Source organism: Serratia sp. AR11 (assembly GCF_056376275.1).
The window spans coordinates 1,220,308-1,232,888 of record NZ_CM150739.1; the positions used below are offsets into that span (position 1 = coordinate 1,220,308).

At 54.5% G+C, this 12,581-nt stretch carries 9 protein-coding genes; all 9 read left to right on the forward strand.

Going from position 1 to position 12,581, the window contains the following annotated elements; translation table 11 throughout:
- Position 1: 1 nt before the first annotated feature.
- The 9 genes from ACSOSI_RS05755 to ACSOSI_RS05795 are packed head-to-tail and all read left to right on the forward strand — an operon-like array spanning position 2 to position 11,627.
- Positions 2–2,221 carry a DUF2169 family type VI secretion system accessory protein gene (locus ACSOSI_RS05755; protein WP_112347636.1) on the forward strand — a complete coding sequence of 740 codons (2,220 nt, stop codon included), beginning with the start codon at positions 2–4 and terminating at the stop codon, positions 2,219–2,221.
- Positions 2,211–3,365, forward strand: coding sequence for a pentapeptide repeat-containing protein (locus ACSOSI_RS05760; protein ID WP_261168335.1), 1,155 nt, complete (start codon positions 2,211–2,213; stop codon positions 3,363–3,365). The genes ACSOSI_RS05755 and ACSOSI_RS05760 overlap by 11 nt, the downstream gene beginning before the upstream one ends.
- Positions 3,358–3,975, forward strand: coding sequence for a DUF3540 domain-containing protein (locus tag ACSOSI_RS05765; protein WP_112347635.1), 618 nt, complete (start codon positions 3,358–3,360; stop codon positions 3,973–3,975). Before ACSOSI_RS05760 ends, ACSOSI_RS05765 begins: the two co-directional genes overlap by 8 nt.
- Positions 3,976–3,980: 5 nt before the next feature.
- Positions 3,981–4,346 (forward strand): PAAR-like domain-containing protein, encoded by a 366-nt coding sequence (locus tag ACSOSI_RS05770; RefSeq protein WP_112347634.1) that lies wholly within the window; start codon positions 3,981–3,983, stop codon positions 4,344–4,346.
- Positions 4,347–4,354: 8 nt separating this feature from the next.
- Positions 4,355–4,861: a type VI secretion system lipoprotein TssJ gene (gene tssJ / locus ACSOSI_RS05775; RefSeq protein ID WP_112347633.1), complete on the forward strand. Its 507-nt coding sequence runs from the start codon at positions 4,355–4,357 to the stop codon at positions 4,859–4,861.
- Between the two features lies 1 nt (position 4,862).
- Entirely contained in the window at positions 4,863–6,221 is a 1,359-nt protein-coding gene (gene tssK / locus ACSOSI_RS05780) for a type VI secretion system baseplate subunit TssK (RefSeq protein WP_112347632.1), read from the forward strand.
- Positions 6,218–7,735, forward strand: coding sequence for a DotU/TssL family secretion system protein (locus tag ACSOSI_RS05785; RefSeq protein ID WP_112347631.1), 1,518 nt, complete (start codon positions 6,218–6,220; stop codon positions 7,733–7,735). The genes tssK and ACSOSI_RS05785 overlap by 4 nt, the downstream gene beginning before the upstream one ends.
- Positions 7,736–7,768: 33 nt before the next feature.
- Positions 7,769–11,248, forward strand: coding sequence for a type VI secretion system membrane subunit TssM (gene tssM / locus ACSOSI_RS05790; RefSeq protein ID WP_476706681.1), 3,480 nt, complete (start codon positions 7,769–7,771; stop codon positions 11,246–11,248).
- A gap of 25 nt (positions 11,249–11,273) precedes the next feature.
- On the forward strand, positions 11,274–11,627 hold the full coding sequence (locus ACSOSI_RS05795; protein ID WP_112347629.1) for a DUF6277 family protein: 354 nt from the start codon (positions 11,274–11,276) through the stop codon (positions 11,625–11,627).
- The last annotated feature ends 954 nt before the right edge of the window (positions 11,628–12,581 follow it).

Sequence of the window (12,581 nt, forward strand, 5' to 3'; positions counted from 1 at the left end):
AATGAGAATCATACGACCGCAGCAGTTGGTTGTTATCAAAGGGGGCTATCAGCTCGGACGAGAAAGCAGGCTTGGCGTCAGCGTCATTGCAGGTTGTTATCTGTCCCAGCCGGCACACTTCGTGAGCGAGGCCCAGATTTGGGAGGCGTGGAGAAGCGCGCCTGTCAGTTTTCCTGCGTTGGACGCTGCGGAACCCAAGCCGTTCGCCGAGTATCTGATCGCCGGGCATGCCGGTATTGGCCGGCCGGTTAAAACGTTGAACGTCAGCGCGGATATCGGCAGCCTCTCGCGCCGTTGGCGCATTGAGGGGGAAGGGCGGCGCGGTACCCTTGGCGTAGAGCCTTTTCTCAGAATGCCGATGGATCATCCTTCAGCTTGGGGAGGAACAGAGGTCAAGGAAAATCCGTTGGGGCGCGGCAGCGACGATGGCCTGCGGCCTTTGCTGATGAACCTGGTCGCCGACGGTTCCGCACAGGAGCGCTCGCCATTGGCGGCGCCAACCCCGGTGCCGCACGAGTTCCTGCTGCGTAAAGCGCATATCGACAAGGTGGCGAGCCAGATGTCGGGCAAGGAATACCTGGAAACTGTCTTCCCGGGGTTGCCGGCCGCGATCGATAGACGCTATTTCCAGATGGCGCCGCCCGCGCAGTGGCTGTCGGAGGCGGAGTGGCCGGATCAGGTGCCGTTTGGACTGCAGGGATTTCATGCGCAAGGCGAGGCGATTCACGGCGTTTTGCCTGCGGTGCGCGGGCAGGTATTTATTCGCCGTCATGGGAGCGGCCAATTGGAAACCGTCGCTTTGCAGCGCAAGACGCTGTGGTTCCTGCCGGATAGCGATATCGCTCTGATGATCTTTACCGGCAGCGTGCCGGTTGAGCATCTTTTGGATGAGTCTATCGAGTTGATGATGGCGGCGCTGGATCGTTGTGATGCTCCCCGTTCCCTCGACCATTTCCAGCAGGTGCTGCATAAGCGCAGCGATGACGGTGCCTCTCCCTTTGAGTTTTTGTTCGACCCGGACCTGATGCCGGCGGATATGGGGCTGAACATCATCGAGTCCGCCGCAGATCACCCCAATTCGCTGCATTACGACCCTACGCCCACCGCCGCAGGGACGTCGGCCGCTTTTTATCAGCGCATCCGCGAGGCCATTGCAGTACACCGGCAGCAACAGGCTGAGCCTGCGGCGTCGGGAGCGTTGCCGGAGGTACCTGATGATAACGAGGCCGATCTGCTCTATCAGGATATCGCGACCTTGGAGGAAAAAAACTTTAGCAGTGTGCGTTTTAGCGGCCACCTGACGGGTAAAACCTTCCTCCGCTGCCGCTTTGTGGCGTGCGATTTTTCGCAAGCGACGCTGGAAAACTGCGCGTTCGAAAAATGTGTTTTTGTCGCAGCGGATCTCACACGGACGACCTTGCGCAACGTTCGAATGAGCCACTGCACGTTACAAGACGCGGTGCTGACGGAAAGCCATCTGCGTGAAGTGACGTTCGACAACGTGACGCTGGAGGCACCGCAAGGCCAGCGCTTGCAGGTTGGGAAGTCAACGCTGAACTACTGCGTATTTAATCAAGGGACGTTGAGTGCGAGCTGCTTCGACGCCTGCACGATCGGCAATGGCATGTTCAATGGGACAGTGCTGTGCGGGGTTCGCTTTCTGCAGGGTCAATTGGACGCCTGCATATTCAATCGCTGTTTGGCCGAGGAGGCGGTGAGCCTCGACATGGTGATGACCAAGAACTCCCTGCTTGGCGGTGTCTGGCGAAAAGCCCGCTTTGAACGCAGCAGCATTGAAAGCATGACGGCGGGGATGCAGGTGGATTTTGCCTGCTCGACGTTCAGTGATTGCAGTTTCACCAAAGTCGGGTTGAAACAGGCCGACCTGGCTGGTTGCCGCTTACTGCACTGCTCTTTCATCGAAAGTAACTTCGATCAGGCGGATTTGACCTCTTCGTCAATAACCGCCTGCGATATGGCGGGGGCGCGTTTCAAAGATAGCGTACTGGCTCATTCGCGTTGGCAAAACACCAGCCTGCAGCAAGGCATGTTGTATAACGCCGATTTGCGTGATGCGGGGTTTGACCAGTGCAATCTGGCATCGGCAAACCTGGCGATGTCCTGGCAGGATGCGGCTACCCGATTTAGCGGCTGCCTGTTTGAACGCGCGTGCTGGATGCCTCGCAGAGCCCTGCATGGAGGGTATCCGCATGACAACTGACAGCCGCGTTATTCAACAGGCATTGCCTGACGCCGAGGCGATCAAACAAGAGGTCGAGGGGGCGCTGGCTCAGGTATCGCCTAAATCCCGGGTGTTCAAAAAACGGTACTTTCACGATCGTGAACTGCAGGTGCTGGCGCTGAGCGACTGCTTTTTCATCGACTGCCGCTTTGAACGGGTGGTCTTTAAAGACTGCGATCTACGCCAACTGCATTTCGAGCGCTGCACGATGAAAGATATCGGTATTGTCGGCGGCCGGCTGGCGCGTCTGACATTTAGCGAATGCCGGCAAGACAACCTGAGTCTGAATGGGGTCAGCGTCTGGAATCTGGCGTACAACGAAGGCGACTTACAGGGGTGTTTTGTCGTTAATTGCCTGTTTGACGATCTCAGCCTGAACCGCAGTAAAGTGCGGGGCGCGGAGGTTGAACACAGCCGCTTAAGCCATTTTGCCGCACAGACCTGCGTGGTGGAGAACGTGATGATGCATCAGGGATTGTTGCATGACGTCAATTGGTACGCCTGCCAAATCAAGGGTTGCGTCTGGCAAGCCTTGTCTTTGGAACGGCAGGTGGCGGGGAGTTGCCAGATCGAGAACTGCAGCTGGCAGGCCATCACAGGGCTAGGTCGCATCTGGTTCGCCAGCCGGCTGACGAAGTGTATTTTGGCTGAGCTGCCGCTTTTGGGGGCCAGCTTTCATCGCTCTGAGCTGGAGGCGTGTTCCTTCGCCGGCAGCGATCTGTCGCTGGCGATTTTTACCGAAGCAAGGCTGCTGCGCTGCGATTTTAACCAAGCGGTTTTGCTGATGGCGCAAGGTCAGGATGCGCGTTTCAGCGAGTGCGCAATGAACGGCGCTAATTGGGAGAAGGCAGTGCTGCCGCGGGCGGAATTCCACCGGTGCGAGCTGGCGCAGGCCAACCTCAATCAGGCCGATTTGCGGGAGATGAATTTGCTGGAGCAACCTTTGTCCACCGCACAGCAGCAAACGGCCCGGTTGCACGGCGCAAAACGTTGCCGCACTGAGACTGCCCCCCTCAACGCCGACCCTTTTTTAATTGCCATTGATGAATGGTACGCACATCAACAACCGGGCCCACGACAACCAACCTATCCGCGACCTACAGGAGCGAGCAGATATGTATAAATCCAGAAGAGAACAGCATCAGAAAGGGGGTGCCAACACCAGTGTTACCCCGTTGCGATTGGTGAGCCGAGCCCCACGGGCAGAACAGGGCAGCCGCAAGGTGGTAACGGTGGAGGCTGACGCCAATGGGGGGCTGTATGTCGATGGCATGCGCGCTTATTGCCTGGCGGTGGCCACCAGTTGCCTGGTGCGGCCTTTGGAGGGCGATCGCGTTTGCGTCATTGTTGACGGAACAAAATTGGTCATTACCGAGATTTTGTCGCGCCGCCAGGAAAACACCCTGATGACGCTCGATAGCCGATGCGCCAGTTTGCGCATTGTGGCGCCGGAAATTGAACTGCATGGTGCTAAGCGACTGATGCTGCATAGCCCGGATTTCACGCTGCTGACGCGCAGCAGCCGCTGGATTGCTGACACCCTGCATCAGATTTCCCAGCGCTTGTTCGTCCGCAGCGGATATGCCAGCCGCAAGGTGGATCAAACCGACGAAGTTCAGGCAAAGCACATTGTGCAGGATGCCGATCAAAGCTTTGTCATGAAAAGCGAAATTGGTTCTTTGAAGTCTTCGGCGGTGCTGAAGATCGATGGCGGCCAGGTACACGTGGGGTAATCGAAATGACAGCGGCCAATACCAACATGGGGGGGATCAGCTTTGCCGGCTGTGATCCGATGATACCGGCGCCGGGCCCGAATACCGCGCCGAACAATACCGGCATACCGAACGTCGCCAACTATTTCTGTTGCGGTGGCAATGAACAGAATATAGCCACTATCCGGGTGACGACTATCGATTCTGGGGGCGTTATCGGTGCCGCCTCAGGTACCCATTCAGCCCAAATGCAACCGATGCAGGGCTCGGGGAAATATTTTATCCAGGGCATGCCGGCAACGCGTTTGGGGGATATGAGCATGACCAATAACAACAACATGGTCGCGAATCAAATTGCGCCAAGTCAGACCAAGTATTTTATCAACGCATAGGAGTCACCATGGTGAGGATGCTCCGGGGGTATGCCGCATCGGGCGTTCTGGCGGCAGGGTTACTGAGCGGGTGCAGTTGGTTCTCTCAGGATCCGTCACAGGAGATGACCAACCGAATGCGTTCGATTGACGTTGATGTTACCGCCGGTGCCGATGCGAATCCCAATTCCGCCGGTCAGGCGCAGCCTGTCAAGGTGTGCGTGATCGAAACCACCCGGCCCGGCTGGATACCGGAAGGGGTTAGCGATGGCGCACCTTGTCGCGATGCGCCTTTGACTGAGGGGGTATTGAGCCGCAATCAGAGCATTCTGCAACCGAAAGAGACGCGGCGTTATCGCTTTGAGGTTCCCGCCGGACAGGAACGGTGGATCGTTATCGGCGCGGAGTTTCAGCAAATCAGTGGGGTATTGCCTTTAGCCGAACAAAAATCACCAGCGCTGGCTTATTCGCAAATAAAGGTAATGGTGGGAATGACGTCACTCTCAGTAGTGGCTAACGACAAAATGGATGAATGACATGTTACCTAAACAACGCGTCGCCTGGGTAGAAGGCATGTTGATGGAGCCGCAGCACTTCCAGCAACAGGAACGGTTTTTCGAACACTTGATTGATACGAGGCTGCGCAGCGTCGAGACCTTTACCTGGGGTTTTATCACGCTGGAGATCGATCGCGGGCTATTGGAACAGGGCAAATTCGCGCTGAAAAAAGCCAAAGGAGTCTTTCCGGACGGCACGCCTTTCAGCATGCCGGAAGATGTGCCGCTGCCTTTGCCGTTGGTGATGGGCGAGGATTGCCAAGGGAAGGTGGTTTGCCTGTCGGTGCTGATGGATATTACGGGCAACGCGCAGATTGACCTAGTTCAGGATGATCGCAAGAACAGCCGGTTTCGCACTGTGGATGCCGAGGTGCCGGATCGCAACCATGGCGTTAGCCTGGAAGGCACGCCGCGCGTATGCACCATGCAGTTAGGGAGCTTGGTTACCCGGCTGAGCCTGGAGGAAACCGTCAGCAGTGCGGAAAGCGCCTTGCCGGTTGGCTTTATTCGCGAAATAACCAGCGATCGCCGAATTATGTTGGATGAACGTGCATTGCCGCCGCTGCTCGATTTCCGTGCCATCGGCTGGTTGCCCGGCTTCACCAGCGAACTGCTCGGCCTGATCAGTCAGCGCCTGGAGTCGGTATTCCGGCCCGATGTGCATATGACCATTGGCGGGCTTTCTGAACTGTTGGAATTGCTGCTGTTGCAGACGTTGAGCGAGTTTAACTTGCGCATCAGCCAACTGTTGGCGTGCCCGCAGGTGCATCCGGAAAAGCTGTTCGAAACCTTGCTGAGCCTGTTGGGGCGGTTGAGCATAATCCCCGGCGGAGAACGCCTGTGGGATCGTGCGGATCTGGTGTATCTGCACAACGAGCCGCACAACAGCTATTTTCAGCTGTTCGCCTCGATTCGCCGAGCACTGTCATTGGTTATCGAAGCGCCTGCAGTAGCACTGTCGTTTATTGATCGGGGGGACGGTATTTATCTGTGTCAAAACGATACCCAACTGCGGTTGGAAAAACTGGTGTTTGCCGTCAGTTGTGGTTTATCCATCGAGCATTTGCGCTCGTACTTCCCCGCTCAGGTCAAGTTGGGGTCGGTGGAGAAAATCATTCAACTGATCGATTTGCAATTGCCGGGAGCGCGACTGCTCCCTATGGCATCACCGCCGCGGCATATCCCTTATTACCCGAACAGCATTTATTTCGAGGTCGATCACTCAGACCCTATTTATAAGGAAATGATGGCTGGATCGGCGCTGGCGCTCAGTATTGTTGGCGACTTCCCGGATTTGCGTTTTGACGTCTGGGGGCTAAGGCAAGGAAGAGTAGGATGAACGAGTTCGAGAGAAAAATGCGCGAGGCGATGGCGGCCACACGCAACAAAGCTTATCCACAGCTTCCCTCTGCGGAGGCGGGGAAAATTGCAGCGGAAATTGCCGGGCTTTCCCTGGGCGCTCGCGCATTGGCCGCGAAAATGCGTCCTGGCAGTCAGGGAAATCCGGCGGGAGCCGCGCATGCCGAGCCAGCAGCGGGTGAGTCTGAATTTGTCACAGCGGCAACCGGTGAACCTCACGCGGTAGCACAGGCTGGCGAGGCAGCTTCAGGTAGCGTCAATGGCCTATTTGGACGGGCGGCGTTGAGCAGGCCCGGCGTGATGATGGGGCATTGGGATAATGCGCTGATTGCTGCGGCGATACCGGTTTTACTGCAGGTGGAACGGGGGCGCGATCAGGGGCAGCTGAATCCGGCGGCGGTGCGCGCCCAAATGGTCCGGGAGATACAGCAGTTTCAGCAGAGCTTACTGAAGGAACATATTACGCCGGATGATGTGGACAAGCTGGCGTACCTGCTTTGCTCTTATGTTGACGAATGCTGCATGAGCACTCTGGAAGCGGGCACGCTAAATCTCAGCCTGCTGGTCGAGTTTTATCGCGACGCCTGGGGCGGCGAAAAATGCTTTGACCATCTGCAGGGCTATCTGGCCGCCACTCCGCGGGATAAGGATATCCTGGCTTTCTACGATCTTGTCCTGTCACTGGGGTTTGAGGGGAAATTCCATGTGATGGAGCGTGGGGCAGTGTTGTTGGCTGACGTACGCAATCATCTTGATAGTTACTTATATAGCCAGGATCCGACGCAAACGCTGGCCGATGCCAAACCGGAGAGGGTGACGCATAGAGTGAGCCGAGTCACCCCTATAAAGTTATTGGGCTACGGCATGTTGCTGGCATTGCTGACATATGGGTCAGCTGCTTGGTATCTACACGAACAATCACGGGCGTTGCGTAATGCCATCTTGGCATGGACGCCACCAATACCTAGAAAAATCAATATAATGGAAACCCTTCCGCAGCCGCTGCCTCAAATACTTAGAGAAGGTTGGCTTGAGGTCAGGGCGGATCCGCGTGGCTGGTTGTTAATCTTTACTTCCGATGGCGCATTCGCCAACGGCAAGTCGACACTGTCGGAGGAGTTTAAACAGAAACGCAATATTGAGCGCCTGGGGGAAGCCTTGGCCCCGTGGCCGGGTGACTTGGAAGTGATCGGCCATACGGACAACACTCAGTATCGCAAAACGTCCAACAACTCCAACCTGAAGCTTTCCGAAGCGCGTGCGCAGACGGTGGCGGAAAAGCTGCGAGAGTCGCTGGTCAATAGCAAATACAACCGAACCGTGACGTCGGTCGGCAAAGGGGATGCAGAACCGCTGGATGACAATGCGACCGAAGAAGGGCGCCGCCGTAACCGCCGGGTAGACATTCTTTGGAAAATTGGTGAACGAGAGATATCCGATCCGCCAGCGGATTTAAACAAAGCAGATGTTGCGGCTGCCCCTGGGGAAAACTGAAGGAACTCACCTGCGTCGGAATAAGGAAGTTATATGATACGTAGATCATTCGTCTTAGTGCTGGCCCTATTGCTTTGTGCGGTGGTGTGGTGGATTGGGCCGCTGATTGCCATCGGCACTTACAGGCCTTTGTTCACCGTGTGGGGGCGCGGCATCATCATCGCTCTGATTCTGTGCTGGGCGCTGTGGCCATTCGTCGCGACATTTTTGTCTTGGGTATTCGGCCACGCCCGAGCGCCTGCACCGGTCAAGAAAAAGTCGGCCCAGCGCGATCGCGTGACCTCGCGTTTTTACGATGCTATGCGCACATTGCAGTACGTGGGATTAGCGAAGCAGTGCACCAATTGGCAGCGCTTTAAATACCGCTTTAACCGCCATCACATCGGTGAAAAACCCTGGTTCCTGGTTATTGGGCCGCCGAACAGCGGGAAAACATCGCTAATCGGAGAAAGCGGGGAACGTTTTCTGATGGCGGAGCATTATGGCCTGCAGCAGACGGTGGATATCGGGCCGACGCAGGACTGTAACTGGTGGCTGGCGGAAAACTCGGTGTATATAGACACCTCTGGCGAATGGTTGCAGTTGAACGGCTTGGACGAAGAAGGCAGCAAAGCGCGCGACACCCTGTTCAAACTGATTAAGCGCCATCGCCGCCATCCGGGAATTGACGGCATCATATTATGCCTGGATGCACGTTGGCTGCTGCATGCGTCGCTGACGGAAAGAAAATCCGTGGCCGATGCGTTGCGGGTGCGCTTGTTGGAACTCGCCGCCTGGTTTCGCAGCGATCTGGCGGTGTACTTCACCATTAGCCATATCGATCAGATTGTCGGCGGGGCCACCTTCCTGTCGATGCTGGGCGACGATCTGTTGCAAAAAGGCATGGGTTTTAGTCTCAATCGCGCCAAACAGGGGGAAACTCCTTTCGAACAGTACGAAACCCTTTACCGTGAAATGGTGGCGCGAGTCAGTCATCACGTTCTTGAGCTGTTGCACGATGTGCCGGACGGCCACAATCGTCAGCAACTGCTGTTTTTCACGGAGGCGCTCGGCTCGCTGGGCAATCCGCTTTATTCGCTGTTGGAGCAGATCTTCCCGCAGACCCCGGTGGGCTATTCCTGCCATCTGCAGCAGGTTTGGTTGGGCAGCACCGTCGCGCTGCCGCCGCAGGGCGCTATTTATAACGCGCAGGCGGCGGACATGTATGAAGCCCGTCCAACCGGGTGCATATATCACCCTGAACTGAGCTACGCCAGACAGGAGCGCGGGGTATTGCAGCAGTCGTCGCATGGGCTGCCGTTGGGCAACAGAATGGGCGTGATTGGGCGCTATACCCTGGTGTTGATCCTATTGGCGGTGTCTTTCAACCTGTTGGCGATGCGTTACCTGTGGGAGAGCGATTATATTTCCTATATTGCGGCACGCTTCGATGAAACAAAACGCATCGTGCGTGAGATACCTGTCACTAATCGCATCAGCGATGACGTTATTTCTGCGTATGAACAAATGGGCTATATGAACGCCCAACTGGGAGGTGAAGTGTCACCTTTGCCGAATCCCTACTTCGAACACAAGCTGATCAACAACGCGGCGCAAAAAACCTACCAGCGCCATTTGCTGCAGATTTTCTGGCCGGCGGTAGAGAACTACATAGCCAGTGAGCTGAAGAACGACGTATCGGCCTCCAATAAAGATGTGTATAGCACCCTGAAGGTTTATCTGATGATGGGGCAACCTTCGCATCGTTCCGCACAGGCGCTGAACGATTGGTTTATGGCGCGGTGGGAAAACTTTATGCCGCAAGGCTACACCGATATGAACAAGGATATTTTCGCTTACCACTTGCGCGAAATGTTCTCGTTGCCCGATGCGCCGGTGATGAAAATGGACGGCGATCTGTTGCGCTTGGCACGGGTGAAGGCGATGAATATTCCGATGCAGCTCAGGGTTGTGCGCCGCATAGAAGAAAAACCCTTGCCGGCCGCCATCGGCGACATTTCTTTGGCCGATGCTGCGGGGCCAAATGTCTCTTTGATGTTGCGGCGCAAGAGTCAGGCAACGGTTACCGATAGCGCCGTGCCGGGGTTCTATACCCGAGCCAGTTATCGGGATGTGTTCCTGCCTCAGCTGGACTATGCCGCCAAGGATATGATCGAAGAGGAGTCCTGGGTGCTGCGCGACAGCAAAGAGGATGGCTCGAAAGTCACCACACTTGCTTCCGCGCAGAAGCTGGCCGATGAGGCGAGGAAACTCTATCTGATTGAGTATGCGGACAAGTGGGATGCCTTTGTTCGCGACGTTCGGGCCCGGCCGGTTAACGGGCTTGAGGATGCGGCGATTTTGGCGCGTCAACTGTCGGATCCGTCTTCGCCATTGGCTAACCTGGTGCGGTTTGCCGCTCGGGAAACCAGCATTACGGGAACTAATCAAGGGGATGCGGCCAGCTGGTTCGATCGTCAGCGCAACCGAATTGAGCAGCAACGGCGTGATATTCTCGGCGAAATCTCCGGCGAGCGTGCGCGCTTTCGTCTGACGCCGGAACGGGCGGTTGAAGATCGCTTTGAACTGCTTCGTCGCCTGGGCTACCAGCTACTGCAAACCACCAATGCCAGCAATGATCCCTTGAGCCGCAGTTTTGAGGCGCTCTATAGCCAGTTGACCACGTTGTCTACCTCGCTGCGCGGCGGGCAAGTGGTACCGGCCGGCGGCACCTTGAAGCGCTTGCAATTGGATGCGGCGCGGCAGCCGGAGCCGGTGTACAGCGTCATGATGGATCTCCTGCAGGTTGGGGATAGCCAGACGGTGCAGCAGAGCCAAAAAAATCTGAGCAAAGGGGCTTCGTCGCTGGCCTCCGGATTGTGCAAAGGGAGCATCAGCGGGCGTTATCCGTTTGCCCGCAACGCCAGGGCAGAGGTCGGGATCGAAGACTTCTCACGTATGTTCGGTCGCGATGGCGCCATGCAGCAGTTCTTTGACGAAAACTTGGCCTCCTACGTGGATGTGAACGCCAAAAAGTGGAATGCCAAGCCAGGAGCCGAAGGCATTGTCAATGCGAGTACCTTGGGGGCTTTCGAAAATGCCCGATTGATTCGCGACACTTTCTTTACCTCGGGCGAGAAGCTCTCTTTTTCAATGTTTATCAGGCCATTATCACTGACGCCTACCATTACCGAAGCCACTTTGGATATTGATGGCCAGGTGATTACCTACAGCCACGGTTACAGTCAGCCAACCCGCATTGATTGGCCCGGCCCCAAAGGCGGCAGCTATGTTCGCCTGACATTTAGAACGGGTACCGGCCAGATTCAGGTTTCCAGTTTTGACGGCCCCTGGGCTTTGTTCCGCATGTTTGATGCCAGTAATCCAGTACCCCTTGCCGGCGATAGGCGTGAGTTAACGATGTCAATGTCTTCCGTCGTTGGCATGCTGAAACTGGAATTGCGTTCCACCATGAAGGATTTCCCACTCTGGTCACGGGCGTTGAGAGGATTCTCCTGCCCAAAAGCGATGTAAACACAACCGAGAAGAGGTAATTACTATGTTAGATCCAGCAAAAATCTTTGAAACCATGCAGGCGGGCGGCAGCCTGGGACAGAATTCTCAATCTTCCCTTAGCCAACCTTTTATGCAAGGGGTGAGTAATATTCAGATGTCGGGCCCTGATGCGGCGAAGTCCGTGATGAGCAACGTGACAAAATCCTGTGACGATATGTTTGGTAATATGAAAGGCATTTTTAACGGGCTGCAATCAAATGTGACGGCGCACCAAAAAATGCAAACGTCCGAACAGCCGAAAGACTTTAACGTGCCAATGGACGACCTTCGCCCAACGATTGCTAAAGGTTTTCCAAATGAAATGGCAAACTTTTTCACGAAGGTACCCAAACTGTAACGTGGAGGCTATGTGCTTTAATCATTAAGAATGCCGGGGGATGAATTTGTTCCCTGGCATTATAAACAGGAAGGGGTGCCATGATATATAACTGGATGTTAAAAAATGCTAACCCACTGACGGGTTTTTTACTCGTTACATGTTCTGGTTTTTTTAATTTTTAAAAAACAATATACGTGAGAGATCAGTAACGGCGTATACCTATATTGCAGGTGCAATAGTCTAGTATGCGCTCGACTACAAGCTTGATCAAGTTGTTGATAATGGATGTTTTATCAAAGGATTGACTCCAACTTTCATCATATAAGTAGAGAGATTTTGCTGGCCGCTAAATTTTTATACTTAATATTTTTAACACCTTTCTATGTAAGTTATATTTATGGACTTAACATTATAAATAAAATGATTTATAAATGCATACAGACAGCAGTAAAGGAGCTAAAGTATATACTCCGTTATCACTAAGACTCTATGACTGGTGGGTGCTAAATCTCTCTAACCGTTATGCGTGGTGCTGCAAAACAGAATCTGTACTACTAGAGCATTTTCAACAGTATATAGGAGTTCGACATTTAGAGGTCGGTGTAGGGACGGGTTATTATCTTGCAAAGTCATAACACAAAATTCGATACATCACATTACTGGATCTCAATCCAAACAGCTTGAAAGCGGCAGAAAATCGCGTGGGCTCTGAGCGATTTGCAGAATGTATTGAGCATGACGTATTCATCCCGTTACCGAAACGCCTAGAAGGTAATTACGATTCAGTTTCAATGTATTATCTGCTGCACTGCCTACCAGGCGACATAGTGGTAAAAGCGCCATTATCGGTAATTTTGCGTCCACATTGAAGGCGTCAGGCACATTATACGGAGCGACCATTTTGGTCAAGGGTGTGGAGCAAAATACATTTGGCCGAAAATTGATGAGTATATATAATAAGAAGGAAATAAT